This window comes from Nonomuraea sp. NPDC000554, from assembly GCF_040300065.1.
In the GTDB taxonomy this organism is placed as follows: domain Bacteria; phylum Actinomycetota; class Actinomycetes; order Streptosporangiales; family Streptosporangiaceae; genus Nonomuraea.
Map to the genome: position 1 here is coordinate 418605 of NZ_JBEPDC010000006.1, position 17051 is coordinate 435655.

The 17051-nt window shown below is 70.9% G+C and carries 17 protein-coding genes; 5 read left to right on the forward strand and 12 right to left on the reverse strand.

The window, feature by feature from the left end; all coding sequences use genetic code 11:
- From ABT294_RS15305 to ABT294_RS15315, 3 genes are all read right to left on the reverse strand, one after another.
- The gene (locus tag ABT294_RS15305) at positions 1-768 is read right to left on the reverse strand and encodes a carbon-nitrogen hydrolase family protein (RefSeq protein WP_350806182.1); all 768 of its coding nucleotides are present in this window, start codon (positions 766-768) and stop codon (positions 1-3) included.
- Positions 769-817: 49 nt separating this feature from the next.
- On the reverse strand, positions 818-1999 hold the full coding sequence (locus tag ABT294_RS15310) for a PP2C family protein-serine/threonine phosphatase (protein ID WP_350806184.1): 1182 nt from the start codon (positions 1997-1999) through the stop codon (positions 818-820).
- 118 nt (positions 2000-2117) lie between these two features.
- The gene (locus tag ABT294_RS15315; protein ID WP_350806185.1) at positions 2118-3080 is read right to left on the reverse strand and encodes a helix-turn-helix transcriptional regulator; all 963 of its coding nucleotides are present in this window, start codon (positions 3078-3080) and stop codon (positions 2118-2120) included.
- Between the two features lie 376 nt (positions 3081-3456).
- Here ABT294_RS15315 and ABT294_RS15320 point away from each other — a divergent pair, with 376 nt between their 5' ends.
- The 3 genes from ABT294_RS15320 (at position 3457) to ABT294_RS15330 (ending at position 6064) form a co-directional block, all read left to right on the forward strand.
- Positions 3457-3579: a hypothetical protein gene (locus tag ABT294_RS15320; RefSeq protein WP_350806186.1), complete on the forward strand. Its 123-nt coding sequence runs from the start codon at positions 3457-3459 to the stop codon at positions 3577-3579.
- A gap of 68 nt (positions 3580-3647) precedes the next feature.
- Positions 3648-4982, forward strand: coding sequence for a cytochrome P450 (locus ABT294_RS15325; protein WP_350806187.1), 1335 nt, complete (start codon positions 3648-3650; stop codon positions 4980-4982).
- 68 nt (positions 4983-5050) lie between these two features.
- Positions 5051-6064 carry a methyltransferase gene (locus tag ABT294_RS15330; RefSeq protein ID WP_350806189.1) on the forward strand — a complete coding sequence of 338 codons (1014 nt, stop codon included), beginning with the start codon at positions 5051-5053 and terminating at the stop codon, positions 6062-6064.
- 21 nt (positions 6065-6085) lie between these two features.
- On the opposite strand, the gene ABT294_RS15335 is transcribed toward ABT294_RS15330, so the two are convergent.
- The 3 genes from ABT294_RS15335 to ABT294_RS15345 are packed head-to-tail and all read right to left on the reverse strand — an operon-like array spanning position 6086 to position 8868.
- Positions 6086-6676, reverse strand: coding sequence for a GNAT family N-acetyltransferase (locus ABT294_RS15335; protein ID WP_350806190.1), 591 nt, complete (start codon positions 6674-6676; stop codon positions 6086-6088).
- 56 nt (positions 6677-6732) lie between these two features.
- Positions 6733-8217, reverse strand: coding sequence for an APC family permease (locus tag ABT294_RS15340; protein ID WP_350806191.1), 1485 nt, complete (start codon positions 8215-8217; stop codon positions 6733-6735).
- 18 nt (positions 8218-8235) lie between these two features.
- A complete protein-coding gene (locus tag ABT294_RS15345; protein ID WP_350806192.1) occupies positions 8236-8868 on the reverse strand; it encodes a GOLPH3/VPS74 family protein in 633 nt (210 codons plus the stop codon).
- 411 nt (positions 8869-9279) lie between these two features.
- On the opposite strand from ABT294_RS15345, the gene ABT294_RS15350 reads away from it, so the two are divergent.
- Positions 9280-10902 carry a ricin-type beta-trefoil lectin domain protein gene (locus ABT294_RS15350; RefSeq protein WP_350806193.1) on the forward strand — a complete coding sequence of 541 codons (1623 nt, stop codon included), beginning with the start codon at positions 9280-9282 and terminating at the stop codon, positions 10900-10902.
- Between the two features lie 18 nt (positions 10903-10920).
- Here the strand turns inward: ABT294_RS15350 and ABT294_RS15355 are convergent, their stop codons facing one another.
- The 4 genes from ABT294_RS15355 to ABT294_RS15370 all read right to left on the reverse strand — a co-directional run bounded on the left by ABT294_RS15355 (position 10921) and on the right by ABT294_RS15370 (position 14371).
- Positions 10921-11916 carry a glycine betaine ABC transporter substrate-binding protein gene (locus ABT294_RS15355; RefSeq protein WP_350806194.1) on the reverse strand — a complete coding sequence of 332 codons (996 nt, stop codon included), beginning with the start codon at positions 11914-11916 and terminating at the stop codon, positions 10921-10923.
- 68 nt (positions 11917-11984) lie between these two features.
- A complete protein-coding gene (locus ABT294_RS15360) occupies positions 11985-12752 on the reverse strand; it encodes an ABC transporter permease (protein ID WP_350806196.1) in 768 nt (255 codons plus the stop codon).
- Positions 12742-13731, reverse strand: a complete 990-nt coding sequence (locus ABT294_RS15365) for an ABC transporter ATP-binding protein (protein ID WP_350806197.1) — start codon at positions 13729-13731, stop codon at positions 12742-12744. Before ABT294_RS15365 ends, ABT294_RS15360 begins: the two co-directional genes overlap by 11 nt.
- Positions 13718-14371 (reverse strand): ABC transporter permease, encoded by a 654-nt coding sequence (locus ABT294_RS15370; RefSeq protein ID WP_350806198.1) that lies wholly within the window; start codon positions 14369-14371, stop codon positions 13718-13720. Before ABT294_RS15370 ends, ABT294_RS15365 begins: the two co-directional genes overlap by 14 nt.
- Before the next feature lie 111 nt (positions 14372-14482).
- Between ABT294_RS15370 and ABT294_RS15375 the strand changes: the two genes are divergently transcribed.
- Positions 14483-15340 carry an IclR family transcriptional regulator gene (locus ABT294_RS15375; RefSeq protein ID WP_350806199.1) on the forward strand — a complete coding sequence of 286 codons (858 nt, stop codon included), beginning with the start codon at positions 14483-14485 and terminating at the stop codon, positions 15338-15340.
- Positions 15341-15379: 39 nt separating this feature from the next.
- On the opposite strand, the gene ABT294_RS15380 is transcribed toward ABT294_RS15375, so the two are convergent.
- The gene (locus tag ABT294_RS15380; RefSeq protein ID WP_350806200.1) at positions 15380-16024 is read right to left on the reverse strand and encodes a class I SAM-dependent methyltransferase; all 645 of its coding nucleotides are present in this window, start codon (positions 16022-16024) and stop codon (positions 15380-15382) included.
- 110 nt (positions 16025-16134) lie between these two features.
- On the reverse strand, positions 16135-16749 hold the full coding sequence (locus tag ABT294_RS15385) for a helix-turn-helix transcriptional regulator (protein ID WP_350806201.1): 615 nt from the start codon (positions 16747-16749) through the stop codon (positions 16135-16137).
- Between the last annotated feature and the right edge of the window lie 302 nt (positions 16750-17051).

Genomic DNA, 17051 nt, shown 5'->3' on the forward strand with positions numbered 1-17051 from the left:
TCAGCCCGTGGGCCTGGCGTTGAAGCCGCGCTGGGCCCGGTTGAGCCGGAAGGAGTCCAGCCGGTCGAAGTCCAGGCGGTGCGCCGAGACCGGGTGGCCGGGGCGGGCGGTGAAGTAGCCGCCCGGCCGCGCGGGGTAGGGGTCGGCGAAGCCGGTCACCCCCGCGCACGGCTGCCCGTCGTAGGTGGACGCGTGGTGCCAGTCGCTCACCGCGACGTACGCGGTGAACTCGTAGGCCCGCGCGACGCACATGTGCTGCCACAGGGCGCGCGCCGGGTCGGGCGTGGGCCACTGCGTCACCGAGAACGCGGGCACCAGCACCACGTCCGTCGCCTCGGAGCGCGCCAGCAGCTCCGAGTACCACAGATCCGCGCATAACAGCACGTGGAACCGCCGGCCGTAGACCTCGAAGACCCCCTCACCCCGCCCGGGGAGCACGCCCCTGCGCCGCTCGACGCCGTACGGGTTGAGCTTGTCGTACTCCAGGACGACACCGGCGCCCGCCTCGACCACGACCCCGCGGTTGACCTTCCCCTCCGGGGTCGGCTCGTAGTGCGACCCGCCCACGACGCAGGCCCCCAGCCGTGCGGCGAGGCCGCGCACCCTGGCGAGGTACTCGCGGCCGGGCAGGTCCGCGCCCACCAGTTCGGGCAGCAGCACGACGTCCTCGGCCTCCGTCCGGAAGCCCGCGAGGATCTCCTCGACCGTGTCGAAGTTCTCGTGCCCGTCGGGCGACCATCGGGGAGGCTGCACCAGGACGACTCTCACGCGGACACCCCTCGGACCAGGCCCAGCATCGGACGCGACAGCCTCGACCCTAGACCCGGGCGCCACCAAGGCTGCTCGCGGGCCCGGGATGGCCGTTCAGCTCGGCCGCCCGGGGGCGCGCGACCGCGCTCGCGACGGCGATCCCGTCGTGCGGCAGCCGCTCGATGGCGACCATGGCCGCGTCGTCGCCCAGATGGCCGCCCACGTACCCGACCAGGTCGGCGCAGATGCGCTCCAGGAGGGCCTGCGGCTCGCAACCGGTCCACGCCGTGATCCGCTCGTCCAGGGGGTAGAACCGGCCCGCCGGATCCCTGGCCTCGACGACGCCGTCGGTGTACAGCAGCAGGATGTCGCCCACCTCGAAGTGGCAGGCCTGCGCCGTGTAGACCCGGGAGGCCGCCAGGCCGCCGAGCCCGAGGGGAGGGGCGTACAGCTCGGAGTCGATCAGCTCGACGTCGCCCCCGTGGATGAGCAGCGGCGGCGGATGGCCGCAGTTGACGATCACGCACGCCGGATCGTCGTCGGCGATGTCGAGCATCACCGCGGTGACGAAGCTCTCGCCCTCGTCGGCCGACTCCATGTTGAAGCTCGCGCTCTCGTCGAGGTCGGCGGCCAGCTCGGGCAGGGTCGGGCACCGCCGGGCGGCCTCGCGGAACGCGCCGAGCAGCAGCGCCGCGTCGGATACCGCGCTCAGGCCCTTGCCCCGGGCGTCCCCGATGATCAGGCGGGTGCCGCCATCGGTGCGGATCGCCCCGTACAGGTCGCCGCCGATGTGCGCCTCCGCCTCCGCCGCCAGGTAGTGGGACGCCAGCCGCAGCGGGCCGGCCTGGCGGGGCAGGGGACGCAGCAGCGCGCGCTGGGCCGCCTCGGAGACGGATCGCACCTGCACGAGTTTCCTGCGGTCGCGGTCGCGCAGGATCCGGAAGAGCACGACGAACGCCGACATCACCGTGACCGCGAGGAGTTGCACCTGCAGCCCCTGTGTGTCGAGGGTGTCCTCGCGCGCGCCGATGAGCGCCTGCGCGGCCACGGCCACCAGGCCGATGGCGCCGGTGAGCCAGGGGCCCGCGAACGAGGCCGTGATCGCGGGCGCCACGACCAGCAGCGGGCCGAGATGGACCTGGCTCGGCGTGACGATGTCCGCGGCCGTGATCAGCGCGATCAGGGCGAGCGGCACCGCGACCAGCCACCAGTTGGACCAGCGCGACCGCTGCTCTCCGTCTATGATCACCCCTGCGGCCCCTCTCCGTCGCCGCTGACCGGCTGGAATTCCGGCTCGCGGACCTCGACAAGCGGATGCACGTGCACAGTAGTGCCATTCCAGGTCAAGGCAGGATGAAGAAAATGGCCTATTTTGACCTGGTTGCCGGTTTGGCGTAGCGCGCGGTGAGTTCTGCGCCGATCCGGGCGAGCTCCGCGCGGACCTCCTCCGATTCAACCACCTCGATCTGCGTGCCCCAGCCGGCCAGGTCCTGGGCGATCATCAACGGCGTCGGCGCCGTCAGCCGGGCGCGGGCGCGGCCGTCGTCGAGCGTGTCCAGGACGTCGCAGTGCCGTCCGAACCGGGTGCGCAGGACCGGCAGGTATCTCGCCTCGATGAGGACGGTCGCGGAGACGAGCGAGCGCTGCCGCTCCACCTCGTCCACGACCCGCTGCCACGCCTGTGACAGCTCGAAGTCCGCGGGCCGCTCGGCGGGCAGGTCCGTCACCACGGCCTCGGCGATCCGGTCGACGCGGAACGTCCGCTGCCCGCCTTCGGTTCCGGCCAGCAGGTACCAGACGTCGTCCTTGTCGATCAGGCCCCACGGATCGACCAGCCGATCCGTCCGCTCGCGACTCCGGCCGGTGTAGACCAGGCGGACCTTCACCCGCCGGACCGTGGCCGTCTGCAGGAGCTCGACCAGCGGGGGACGCTCCCGCTCCCGCTCGCCCCACCGCACCGGATCCACCACGACGGCCTCGGCCGCGGCCTCGGCGTCGGCCCTGAACGTGCCGGGCAGGGCGCGCACCAGCTTGCGGAGCGCCGACCTGACCTCCGGAGCCGTGGCCGCGGCCGGGCCCGCCAGCAGGAACAGCGCCTGCGCCTCGGCGGCGGTGAGCCCGCTGAGGTCAGTCCGGGCGCCGCCGAGCAGCGACCAGCCGCCACCGCGCCCCGGCTGCGGGTACACGGGGATGCCGGCGGCGGACAGCGCCTCCAGGTCGCGGCGGGCCGTGGCCACCGACACCTCCAGCTCGTCAGCCAGCTCGGACGCGGTCACCCGGCCCCGCGCCTGCATCAGCAGCAGGGCGGCCACGAGACGGTCGGCGCGCATGGCCTCAGTCTCCCAAACAAGGTGCTCATTCGGTGCGCACTATCAGCACGAACCGGACCTGATCGACACCCGCGAACGCGCCCGGCGGAAGGCGTGCCCTGAGGCGGGCACGCCGGGCTCCGGTGCGCGTACGCCGCGTAGGGAGATCCGGAGATTCCGAAAACTCCGGAGATTCGGGCGCAGTTCCGTGATGGTCATTCATCGGGCGTGCGGGCCAGGCGCGGGCGGCAGTGGCCTTTTCCCCCAGGACGGCACGGGTGGCGCCGTCTTCCGGACATGATGGCAAAGTCTTTATTCAGACCAAAAAGCAATTCCCACCGCCTTTAAGTGGCAACTTCACTGCGGCGGCTTCAAAAGCCGACGCATTCATGCATAGATGGGGAGGCACGCATTCCGCCGCAGAGAAGAGGTGATGATCGTGGCGAAGCTTGTCAAGCGCGTACTGGGCCTGCACCGCGGGCAGATGAAGGGCCGTTACCCGATCTACCGGCTCCGCTGACGGAGCCACGAGCGCTGGTGCCGGTCGGATCCGTTCCGCCGGCACCGCGCTTTTCTTGATACCGGAGAATGGCTGGAGAAGAGGCGGCGGTGCCGATGTTCAAACGCTCGGCCGTGCAGATCCCTGGACCGCGGGGCGGTATTTTCGCGGATCATCTGGAGGCGTACGAAGCCAATCCGGCGACGTTCTTGGAGGAGTGCCGGCAGCGGTATGGCGACGTTTTCCGGTTCGACACCGACGTCGTCGTCGTCACCGAACCCGCCGTGATCAACACGGTGCTCGTCCACACCAACCGCGACAATGTGCCCAACGCCAACCCGCTGCACGGCGGCCGGTTTCCCACCCCCGAGCAGACACGGCAGTGGATGCGCACCCGCCAGGTGGCGCTGCCGGTGCTCAAACCGGCCTCGCTGCCCTCCCGCCTGCCCTCGGTGAGCCGGACGGTGGCCGCCGACCTGCGCGCGCTGGAGGGCGCCTGGTTCGATCCGGCCGAACGCGCGTGGCGGATCTGCGTCAGCGCCCTGCTGCCGCTCTACTTCCCCGAACCGCCGCCGGAACTGACGGACGCGCTGCTGACCGCCTTCGTCGAGGGCCGGCGCGCCGGCCAGGCGGGCATCCGCATCCCGAGCTGGTGGCCGAGCCGCCTGCGGCGCCGCGTCCAGGCCGCCGACCAGCGGATCAGAGACCAGATCGCCCCGCTGCTCACCCGCGATCCGCCCGGCGCGGACGGCCTTCCCGGCACGCTGCTGGAGCACATCCTCGACCGGCCGGAACCGGTGCCCGCCGACGTCGCCCAGGCCGCGCTCGGCATCACCGTGCTCGGAGCCATCGGCACCATGGGCGGCGCGTGGTGCTGGCTGCTCTACCACCTCGCCGCCCACCCCGAGGCGTTCGAACGCATCCGCGCCGAAGTCGCCGCCGCGGCCCCGCACGAACTCGGCGCTCACCCCGAACGCGCCCTGCCGTACACCCAGGCGTTCGTCCACGAGGTCCTGCGCGTCCACCCGCCCGCCTGGCTGCTCGGCCGTGACGCCATCACCAGCGTCACCCTGGGCGACCTGGAGGTGCCCGCGGGCACGGCCATCATGTTCAGCCCCTACCTGCTCCATCACGACGCCCGCTGGTGGGACGAGCCCGAGCGGTTCGACCCCGGCCGCTGGCTGCGGGCCGGCCCGCAGCACGCCCCGGGCGCCTACCTGCCCTTCGCCGCAGGACCCCGCGGCTGCCTCGGCACCCACCTGGGCATGGCGATCCTGCTGCTGACGGCCGCGCACCTCACGACGGATTTCCACCTCGAGACGTCCGATCTGGACCAGGTCAGCGCCGACTTCGGCCCCACGCTCATCCCCACGGCCATGTCCTGCCGCCTGACCGCCCGTTCCGGCACCGCTGAGCGGCCCTGATCTCGCCCCCACCCGCGCCGGTGGGGGCCGCTCGCCGAGCGCGACGACGACCCACGGAGGGAGACGGCATGCAACAGCCGGCGGAGCCGGGCCAGCCTTTGATGACGCCCTGGGTGATACGGGTCGTCGCGACGCTCGGGCTCGCCGACCTCATGGCGGAGGGAGTGTCCCGCCTGGAGGACCTGTCGGCCCGCACCCGGACGCACACGGAAAGCCTCGGCCGGCTGTTGCGCTACCTGACCTGCCGTGGCGTCTTCGCCGAGCCGGAGCCCGGCCGGTTCGTCCTCAACGACGAGGCCCTGCCGTTCCTGGACGGCCATCCGGACGGGTTACGCGCCCGCCTCGACCTCACCGGCGCCGTCGGCCGCATCGACCAGACCTTCTCCCACCTGCTGGAGACCATCCGCACCGGCCGTCCCGCCTACGCGATCGTCCACGGGCGTCCCTTCTTCGACGACCTCCAGGACGACCCCGAACGCTCCGCCTCCTTCGACGCCCTCATGCGCCGGCGCTCCTCGCAGGACCTGCCGCTGCTGCTCGACGGCTTCGACTGGGCCGCCGTGCGGAGCGTGGCGGACGTCGGCGGCGGCACCGGCGCCCTGCTGGCCGGCCTCCTTCGAGCTCACCCCGGCCTGCGCGGGACGCTGGTCGAACGGCCGATGACCGCCGAGCGGGCCGCCCACACCATGCGCGAGGCAGGCGTGGACGACCGGTGCGACCTCGTCGCCGGCGACTTCTTCCAGCCCCTGCCCGCGGGACACGACGTCTACCTGCTGCGCAACGTGATCTGCGACTGGGACGACGCGCGGGCCGCCGCCATCCTGCGACGCTGCGGCCAGGCGGCGGGGCCGGACGGCCGGGTCCTGGTGATGGACCAGGTCCTGGCCGACGACGCCGACCGGTGCGAGGTGACCGCCTCCGACCTGTACATGCTGCTGGTGTACGGAGGGAAGGAGCGCGAGCTCGCGGAGTTCGACAGGCTCGCGGCCGCCGCGGGGCTCCGCCTCGGCACGGCCCGTCCTACGCGATCCACCTCCTGGCTGCTGGAGATGACAGTCTCCCAGGGTGGGCGTCGCCCATGAGGGATAGCCTGGCCGGCCGTGTCACGGGCCGGCGTGTGAGGCGGTCGCGGGGCGCCACATCGGCCAGAACCGGGCGCCGTTCGGGAGGGCGAAGGGGGCGCGGGCCCGGTAGCCGTGCCGGAGGTACAGCTCGCGGCTGCGGGGGCTGCTGGCCTCCAGGTAGGCGGGCAGGCCGTCCAGCCTGGCATGGTGGTGGCGGAGCAGGGCGGTGCCCAGGCCGCCGCCCTGGCGGGACGGGTGGACCGCCAGGAACGCCAGGTGATGGTGTGGTTCGCTCGGATGGTGCTGGTCGAACAGGGTGTCCAGGACGCGGAAGCGGTCGACCCACTCGCCGGTGGCCGCGGCCAGGCGGCGGTCGTAGTCCGGCGGCTCCGGCAGGGGGGCCGTCCGGGGGAACCAGACCGCGACCGCGTCCTCGTCGATGACGTCGATCTGGCCGTGCTCGACCGCGTGGTCCACGAGGATCCGGAAGTCGGCCGTCATGATCTCGTCGCGGACGGACGGATCGGGTACGACGTAGGCCACCGCGTCCAAGGACGCGAACGCCGTCGCGATCAGCGCCGAAACCTGGTGGGCGTCACCGGCGCCCGCGCGGCGGATGGCTGGCGGCATAGCTGGAGTCTCCTGTCTCATCAGACTGTCTCAGTGGGCCGGCTCAGTGGGCCCGCTCAGTGGGTGGGGTCGTGCGCGGTCGCCGCCTTGGCGCCCATCCCGACCAGGGAGTACACGGCGGGCTGGCCGGAACGCAGGACGAACGCCCACACCAGCCCCAGGGCCGCCGCCGCGCCGTAGACGGCGGGCAGGACCCACGCGAGCGGATCGCCGGGCTCGACGCCGAGCAGCGTCGAGAAGTTGTTCAGTGCCAGCCACACCATGACGGTCAGGGCGGCGGCGGCCGGGACCGGGGCGCCGACCCGGCGCAGCGCGCTCTCGCCGCTCGGCCGGCGGGCGAAGAAGACGACGATCGCGACGGACGTCGTGCAGACCAGCAGGAGCACGCCGAAGCCGCCGAAGGTGCCGCCGTAGTAGAACAGCTGCACCAGCGGGTCCAGGCCCAGGACGGCGAAGGCGACGATCACGATCAGGCCGAGCGTGCTCTGCGCGATCGAGCCGGCCTTGGGCGCCCCGGTGCTGGCGCGGGTGCGTCCGAAGACCGCGGGCAGCACCCGCTCGCGGCCGAGGGCGAAGAAGTAGCGGGCGGTGGTGTTGTGGAAGGAGATCATCGCGGCGAACAGGCTCGTGACGAACAGCACCCTGGCGAGGTCGACCACCGCGTCCCCCAGATGCGCCGCCGCGATGACGAAGATCGTCTCCGCGCCGTCGCGGCGCGCGGTCGCCACGATGTTCGCCGGCCCGGTGGCGACGGTCATCGCCCACGCCGACAGGGCGTACAGGCCGGCGATGATGGCCACGGACGCGTACGTCGCCAGCGGCACGGTGCGGCGCGGGTCGCGGCTCTCCTCGGAGAACACCACCGACGACTCGAAGCCCACGAATCCCAGCGTGGCGATGATCAGGAGCGCGCCGACGCCCGGAACGAACAGCGCGCCGGGCGAGAGCGTCTCCACTGTCAGGCCGGACGCGGCCGGGTTGGCCAGGTCGGCGACGTCGAAGATGAGGATCACCGCCACCTCGGCGGTGAGCAGGATGGCGAGCAGGCGGCCGTTGACGTCCACCCGCATCATGCCCAGCGTCGCCACCAGGGCCCAGGCGATCAGCGAGAGCAGCCACCAGGGAGGGGCGACGCCGGTCCACTGGTCGATCAGCGGGGCGGCGGCCGCCCCGAACGCGCCGTACAGGCCGACCTGCAGCGCGTTGTACGCGATGAGCGCGACCCAGGCGGCGGCGATGCCCACAGGGCGTCCCAGGCCCCGGCTGATGTAGGTGTAGAAGGCGCCCGCATTGGCCATGTGCCTGGCCATCGCCACGTAGCCGACCGCGAACAACGCCAGGACGGCTCCCACGGCCAGGAAGGCGACCGGCAGCCCGGTGATCGCGGTGACGGCGTATCCGGTGGTGACCACCCCGGCGACGACCGTGAGCGGCGCGGCGGCCGACAGCACGAAGTAGACGACCGAGGGGGCGCCGAGCCGGTCGGCGGCCAGGGCTCCGGCGATCGGGTCCAGCCGGTCGCCAGTGTGTACGGAACGCATCGAATTCCTTTCGGGGACTCAGGTGCGGTAGGTGAGGACGGAGTCGCCGACGGCCGCGCTGACCTGGCGGGTCAGGTCGCCCAGCGGCTGCGGCATCGCGGCCAGCACGGTGGTCAGGTAGCGGCGGGCGGCGGGCCTGTCGGCGGGGTCCTCCATGAGGAGGTCCGTCATGCCGCAGGCGTCGACGAGCGCGGCCAGGGTCATGTCGTACGGGGTCAGCGGCTGCCCTTTGGCCAGTGCCAGGCGCAACCTCGCCGACGGCCAGGTTCCCTGACCGAAATCGGTGGAGAAATACCGGCTCTGCTTGCGTTTGAGTAGTTTCGGATCCAAGCGTTCCAGGAGTCCGGCGCGTATCAAACGTCCGGTCACGTTGGTTATGGCACGCTGTGCTAGATAAGCGAGCCACGTCCGAACGTCGGTGTGCTGAGGGGAGTTTCCGAGGTCGGCGAGCACGGCGTCGGCCACGGCCTCGCCGAGCCGGCGCGAGTCGGTGAGCCGGAGGTGGACGCCGCGGACGGTGATCCTCTCCGCCATGACCAGCTCCCCGAGCAGGGCGCCTGCCAGCCCCAACGCGATTCCTTGCAGGTGCAGGCGGGGCTTGCCCGTCCCCGTCGTGTCCCAGGCGACGAGGAAGAAGTCATCGGCCAGCAACCGTGTTCCCCCGTCGAGAGAGATCTGCCCGCCGAATCGGGTGCGTCCGCTGAGGAGACATCGAAATCGGTTCGCTCACTATCGCCCTTAATGGATGGCCGGTTCCGGAAAGCCCTGTGGAGCGGGCAGCCCGAAATATCTACCAAAGAACGCGATCATCCGGCTAGACCCCATTTAACGAAAAGCCATAAAAGGGGCTGCATTAATGCCGGATATGGCGCTTTATGGGTCTTTATTGAAGATCGTCGGCTATGGGGTGATCATGCGAACCGCCCCGCCAGGCCCAGTGGAGGTTCGTCCGGCGCGACCTGTTTGTTAGGTAAGTTTCCTATCGAACTCTCTTGACGCCGCCGAGCGGGCGCTTGATCCTTCGTTCAGGTCGCTGCATCCCCCTGACCGTGGAGGACCACCATGAGTCGGCGCCCGCCCGCCCTCGTCCTGAAAGCAGCCGTTCTCGCGCTCCTCCTCGTGGCCATGGGCCTGGTAGGCGGCGCGACGGCACAGGCCGCAACCACCCGGCAGACGTTCCTGACGTTCTACGGCTGGTACGACAACACCCCGCCCGGCGGCGACATCGCCTACCCGCGCATCCACAGCACGGCCGGCGGCAAGGGTACCTACGCCGACCCGATCACCTTCGCCACCGCCTCGGCGGAGGCGTCCCCAGGCACCCGGATCTACGTCCCCAGGGTGAAGAAGTACTTCATCATGGAGGACTCCTGCCAGGAGTGCGGCGAGGACTGGAGCGGCCAGGGCCCCAACGGCGGGCCCGGCCTGTGGCACTTCGACCTGTGGCTCGGCGGCAAGGGCGGCAACGCGATGAACGCCATCGACTGCGAGGACGCCCTGACCCACTACAACGCCGACAGCACGCCGACGCTGGAACCCGTCATCGTCAACCCGGGATCGTCCGAGGCGTACGACTCGACCCCGATCTTCAACACGAGCACCGGCGCCTGCTACGGCGGCGCGCGGCCCAACACGACGGTCGGGCAGTACCAGAACGGCTCGTCCGGCCAGTGCATCGACGACCCCGGCAACAGCTCCACCCCGGGCACCGCGCTGAAGGTCGCCGCGTGCACCGGAGCGGCGAACCAGCGCTTCACCTTCCACGGCGCGTTCCTGCAGATCAACGACCTGTGCGCGGCCATGTCGGGCAGCTCCATCGTGCTCGCCACCTGCACGGGCGGCCCTTCGCAGCAGTGGTCGATCAACCCGAACGGCACGGTCTCCGACATCCAGACCGGCCAGAAGTGCTTCAGGCAGTCCGGCGCCAACCTGGTCGCGGGCGGTTGCTCGGGGACTGCCAGCCAGTGGGTGTTCACCCCGGCGGTCACCGACGACTTCTCCGTCGGGGTCACGCCGGCCTCGGGCTCGGTCACGGCCGGCGGATCCGCGACGGCGACGGTCAGCACCGCCGTCACCGCCGGAGCCGCGCAGCAGGTGACACTGTCGGCGACCGGGCTGCCGTCCGGCGCGACGGCCTCGTTCTCCCCGGCATCGGTGCAGGCGGGGGAGAGCGCGACGGTGACGTTCGCGACGTCCGTGGCCACACCCGCCGGCACCTACCCGGTGACGATCAAGGGCGCCGGGACGTCCGTGTCGCGCACGGCCGCCTACTCGCTGACCGTGGCGGCCCAGCCGGGCACGTCCACCGACTACCAGGCCGAGGACGCGGTGCTGTCGCAGGCGGGCGTGTTCACCAACCACACCGGCTACACCGGCACGGGCTTCGTCGACTACGTCAACGCGCCGGGCGGCTCCATCGAGTGGACGGTCGGCGCGGCGTCGGCGGGCTCGGCGACGGTGGTGATCCGCTACGCCAACGGGACGACGGCGAACCGGCCGATGGACATCTCGGTGAACGGCACGGTCGCGGCGGCCGGGGTGGTCTTCACCCCGACCGCCACCTGGGACACCTGGGCCACCAAGTCGGTGACGGTCTCCCTGGCGGCCGGGACGAACACCATCCGGGCCACGGGCACCGGCTCGCAGGGCGGGCCGAACGTCGACAAGATCACAGTCGGACCGTAACCGGGCGAGACCGACCCGCTAGGACTTGGCGCCACCGAGGAAGCCCGACTTGTCGAGCCAGTCGGTGGCGACCTTGACGGGCTCCTGCCCCTCCACGTCCACCTGCGAGTTGAGCTGCTGCATCGTCTTGTCGTCCAGCTTGTCGATCACCGGCTTGAGCACCTTCTCCAGCGCCGGGGTCTTCTGGAAGGTGTCCTGCCGCACCGTGACGGCGGCGTTGTAGATCGGGAAGAACTTCTTGTCGTCCTGCAGCACCGTCAGGCCGAGCGAGTTGATGCGGCCGTCCGTGGTGTACACCTCACCGAAGTTGCAGGTCTGGCCCTTGTCGGCCTCGGTGTAGACGACGCCGGCGTCGAGCTGCTTGACCTGGTTGCCAGGGATGGCCATGTTGTACTTCTTGACCAGTCCGGGCAGGCCGTCGTTGCGGGTCGAGAACTCCGTCTCGACACACAGCGTGACCTCCTGCGGCTTGGTCTTGAGCAGCTCGGCCACGTCCGAGAGCGTCTTGACGCCGAGCTGCTGTGCCTTCTCCGAGCGGATGGCGAGGGCGTAGGTGTTGTTCAGCGGGGTCGGCCCGATCCAGTGGATCTTGTTCTTCTGCAGGTCGGCTTCCGCCGTCGCCTTGAACTGCTGGGCGGCGTCCGGGATCGGTTCGGCGTTCTTCAGGTGCTCGATCCAGCCCGAGCCCGAGTACTCCCAGTACAGATCGATCGCACCGGACTCCAGCGCCTTACGGTTGGCGACGGTGCCGCCCAGGTTGATCTTGTCGACGACCTCGGCGCCGTGCGCCTTCAGCAGTTGCACGGCGATCTGCCCGAGGACGATGTTCTCGGTGAAGTCCTTGGAGCCGACGACGAACTTGGCCCCCTTCAACTCGTTGCCGGCGCTGGAAGCTTCGACGGAGCCGCCACCGCCGCAGCCGCTCGCGGCGGTCACGGTCAGGGCCGCCACCGCGAGCAGGGTGAGCGGGTGGCGGAACGGATGGCGGCGGGTCCGGGGGAAACGGGTACCCATGGGGAGAGACACCTCTTCGATATCGGGAACGCGATGCGGAAGGAAGGTCGGGGGCGTCGGAAGCGCGGTCACATGCCGCGGGGCTTCAGCAGGTTCTCCGCGAGCCCGCCCAGCCAGTCGATGAGGAACGCGATGCACGCGGTCAGCACGGCGCCGACGATGGTCACCGGCATGCGGTTCAGCTTCAGTCCGTTGATGATCAGCTCGCCGAAGCCGCCGGCGGCGACGAACGCGCCCAGCGTGGCGACTCCGACCGTGAGGATGAGCGCGGTGCGCAGTCCGGCGAGGATGGCGGGGGTGGCCAGCTTGAGCTCCACCCGGAACAGGACCTGCCTCCTGGTCATGCCCATGCCGCGGGCGGCCTCGACGAGCGCGGGGTCGACCTGCTGCACGCCGACCATGGTGTTGCGCAGGACGGGCAGGACGGAATAGGCGACCAGGCCGACCAGCGCGGTCTGGAAGCCCACGCCCAGCAGGAACGTGCACAGCACGAGCAGCCCGATGCAGGGGATCGCCTGGCCCACGTTGGCCACGGCGAGGATGACGGGGGTGATCAGCCGGTTCTTGGCGCGGGAGGCGACGATGCCCAGCGGGATCGAGATGACCACCACGAGCGCCGTCGCCACGAGGGTCATCTCGAGGTGCTCGACGGCCCTGGCCAGGATCACCTCCTGGTTGAGGCTGCGCTGCTCGATCGAGTCGAGCTCGAGCGTGCCGACCCAGGTGTAGAGGGCGGCCAGCACGACCGCGATCGCGGCGGGGGTGGCGAGTTGGCGCAGCCCGGAGGCGCGTCCGAAGGTGTGTGTCCGACTCTGGATGAGTGTCTCAGCGGTCACTGGCCACTGCTTCCTGCCGCTGCCCGGCGTCGACGGCTTGGCATAGCGCGCTGTAGCTGAGCACGCCGAAGGGGGAGCTGCAGCGGTCGGTGCCGTGGGCGATCATGACGTCCAGCGCCTCGCGGCAGCTGGTACCGGCCACGACCTGCGGCAGCGTCGCGTCGTGTGTCGGATCCACGTGCGGCACGTCGTCCACGCGTAGCAGCGCGAGTCGTTTCAGCGTGGCGTCCTGGCCGACGAAGCCGGCGACGTAGTCGTCAGCGGGACGGGCCAGGATGTTCGCGGGCGTGTCGTACTGCGCGATGTGCGACCTCTCCTTCAGCACGGCGATGCGGTCGCCGAGCTTGATCGCCTCTTCGAAGTCGTGGGTGACGAAGATGATCGTCTTGCGCAGCTGCTTCTGCAGCTTGACGAACTCGTTCTGCAGGTGCTCGCGGGTGATGGGGTCGGTGGCGCCGAAGGGCTCGTCCATCAGCATCACGGGCGGGTCGGCGGCCAGCGCCCTGGCGACGCCCACGCGCTGCTGCTGCCCTCCGGACAGCTGGCGCGGGTAGCGGTCGTGGAACTGCGACGGCTCCAGGCTCACCAGCGACAGCAGCTCCTCCACCCGGTCGGCGATGCGAGCGGCCGACCAGCCGAGCAGCTTCGGCACCAGGCCGATGTTCTGCGCGATGGTCAGGTGCGGGAACAGGCCCACCTGCTGGATCGCGTAGCCGATGTGCCTGCGCAGCTCGTCGGGGTGCAGGCCGAGGATGTCCTCGCCGTCGAAGAGGATCTCGCCCGACGTCGGCTCCACCAGCCGGTTGATCATCTTCATCGTCGTCGTCTTGCCGCAGCCGGACGGGCCGACGAAGACCACCAGCTCACCGGCCGGGATGTCGAGGTTGACGTTGTCGACCGCCGGCGACGGCTGTCCCGGATACTGCTTGGTCAACGCGCGCAGCTCGATGCGCACTCCTGCGCTCTCACGATCGAACACGAAGCCCCCTCGGGGTGGTCAGTTGCCGTACGGCAAGGAAGAACAGGTCGAACAGCACCGCGATCAGCACGATGCCGAGGGTGCCCGCCAGGGTCGCGTTGACCGAGTTCACCGAGCCGAGTCGGGAGAGCCCTTCGAAGATCTGCGTGCCGAGTCCGGGGCCGTCCACGTAGGCGGCGATGGCCGCGATGCCGATGAGCATCTGCGTCGCGACGCGCACGCCGGTCAGGATCAGCGGCCAGGCCAGGGGGAGTTGCACCTTCAGCAGCACGCGGGCGGGGCTCATGCCCATCCCGCGTCCCGCCTCGACCATGGCGGCGTCCACGCCGCGCAGCCCGGCCACGGTGTTGCGGATGATCGGCAGGAACGCGTACACGGTCAGCGCGACCAGGGTCGATCCCCAGCCCAGGCCGGTGATCGGGATGAGCAGGGTGAGCAGGGCGAGCGACGGGACCGTCAGGATCGCGGCGGAGATCGCCAGCGAGCTTCCGCGCGCCTTGGGGGAGTCGTGAGTGAGGAGGCCGATGCCGACGCCGATCGCGGTGGCGACGCCGATCGCGACGCCCACGACCAGCGCGTGCTCGCCGGCGGCCAGCGAGAGAGTGTCCCAGCGAGACACCACGTACTCGCTGAAGTTCATGAAAGAACCACCTTCGCTTAAGCTTGCATGGTTTTGTAAACGTATGGGTAGTTGCGGCCAGTGCAAAATCAGTTGCGGCCAGCGCAACAATTTGGTCATGAGCGGGTGAGGATGAGCGAAAGGCTGCCGGTGTCCTCGGCTGGGTTGCGGCGTGACATGGAGATCCTCGAAGTACTCGCAGGTCACGGGGACGAACGGGACATCGACGGGTTCGGAGTCAACTGGATCGCCCAGCGGCTGGGCAGGGAGAAGAGTCAGGTTTCCAGGGCGTTGCGCGCCCTCGAGGGCGAGGGCATGGTGGAGCGGGACCCGCTGACCCGGCGCTACCGCCTCGGCTGGCGGCTGTTCGCGCTTGCCGCGCGCACCCAGCAGTCGCGGCTCGTCCAGGTGGCCGCGCCGTTCCTGCGGCGCCTCACCGCCGTCCTGGACGAGGACACCCACCTGTGCGTGCTGCGCGGCGACATGGTGCTCACGCTGGTGTCGATGCCGTCGTCGCGGGCCTACCACCGGGTCTGGGAAGGCATCTCAGTGCCGGTGATCATGGCGGCGGCGGGCCGGGCGCTGCTGTCCGACTGGGACGAGGAGCAGGTCCGCGAGCTGGTGCGGGCGAGCCTGGCCAAGGGCCTGAACTCCGCCGTCACCGACGAGACCCGGTGGCTCGCCGACCTCGCCCACGTGCGCTCCCACGGGTACGCGGTGGCGGAGGTCGAGCTGGACGACAGCGCGGCCGGGGTGACGGCCCCGGTGCGCGACCACCGCGGCCTGATCGCCGGGGCGGTCAGCATCACGGTCGCCCGGACGCCCGCGGAGAGCCGGCTGCACGAGATGGGGGGCGTCGTCGCCGAGACGGCACGCCAGCTCTCGATCGCCCTGGGCCTGTCGCCGCGCCGCGCCGCCGACCTGCCGGCGCCGTCCCGCGCCTATCCGACCCTGCCGAGGCTCTCCTCCGACCAGGACGGCCGGCCCTAGACGAGCTCGGCCCGGAGCCGGGCGCCGCGGGGCGGGCGGTCAGGCCCCGGCCGGCAGGTCGGTTCGGGCGGTGCCGCGGAGGAAGAACGAGTACGGGGTCCTGGACGCGGGGAACAGGAAGCGGTCGAGCCGGTCGATGGCGAAGCCCGCGCCCTCGATCGCCGCGGCGGTGTCCCGGCCGCAGTGGCAGCCGCCCAGCAGGCGCGGCCCCACGGTGGCGTCGAGCACCCGCTGGACGCGCCGCAGTCCCGGGGTGTCGGCCTGGACGTGCTCGAGGAAGCGGAGCTGCCCGCCCGGCCTGAGCACCCGCTGGATCTCCCGCAGCGCGTCCCCCTGATCCGGGACGGAGCACAGCACCAGCGACGCGACCGCCGCGTCGAGGGTGGCGTCGCCGGCGGGCAGCCGGTCCGCGACCCCGGCGACGACCTCCACCGGCACCGGCGCGCTCGCGGCGGCCGTGCGCGCGATCGCCAGCAGGTGCGGCTCCGGCTCCACGGCGATCACCCTGCTGACGGTCGCCGGATAGTGGGCGAAGTTGAGGCCGTTGCCCGCGCCCACCTCGATCACCTCGCCCGACAGGCCGGCCAGCAGGGCCCGGCGGTGCTCGGCCGCGCCGGCGGACTCCATGGCCCTGCTCATCCGGGCGTAGAAACGGGCGAAAAGCGGATGGCTGACGGTGCTCACCCGAACAGTCTCCCTCCGTCAAAGGCCAGGTGCGCACGTTCCCTAGCTCCAGTGATCATGTAGTTGCGACGCTCCGTGACCACTGGCGAGACCTGCGCCCATCCTTTGTTTCAGGCGGCCTGCCTGGCCAGCCTGTGCAGGGAACGCGCGGCAGGTGATCCGGGGTCGGCCGTGATCAGGACGACTTCCTGGTCATCCTCGGGTACGAGCAGGACGTCGCAGTTCACCCGCAGCGTGCCGGTCTCCGGGTGGTCGAGGGTCTTGGTGCGGTGCCCGGGGGCGTGGACCGGACGCGTCGCCCAGATCTGCCGGAACTCCTCGCTGCCGGCGTGCAGTTCGGCCAGCAGGGCGGTCAGCTGCGGGTCGTGCGGGTAGCGGTCGGCGGCCCGGCGCAGCCGCGCCACCACGATGTGCCCGAACTCCTCAGCGCTGGAGCTCTCGTACATCCGCCCTTGACCCAGGAAGCGGCGCCGGGCCAGATTCGTCGTCCCGCCTCCGAGCAGTGCCTGGGCCAGCGCGTCCAGGATCCGAGCCGATGGCCGAGGTCCCCGGGCCTGCTCCAGCCGCGTGTAGTAGTCGACCGACATATGGGCGAGCTCGGCCACCTCTTCTCGGCGCAGGCCCGGTGTACGGCGAGCGGTGCCCGTCGCCGTCAGGCCGATCTCGTGCGGACGCAGGCATGCCCGGCGGTCCCGCAGATAGCGGGCCGGCTCCTGCCGCGCCATGCCGTCTTGCCGGCGGCGACCCTGCCGAGGCCGCCCAGGGTGCCCTCCGCCTGGCCCTGCTGCCGGACGACGGCCCCACCGGCGGCTTCTTCTCCTGGGACGGAACGCCCGTGCCCTGGTGAGCGCGCCGGCATCCGGAAGCGGTCGGTGGTGTGCCTTCACCGCGCGCGGCGTAGCCACCGGGCGGCCCGCATGGGCCCAACAACCTGTCCGTGGCCATGTAAAAGTGGGTCTGGCCCACTTTCCGTGATCGGTCTTGGCTTCCAAGATCACGATCATGTTGAGTCGGATGCGGGCGGGTG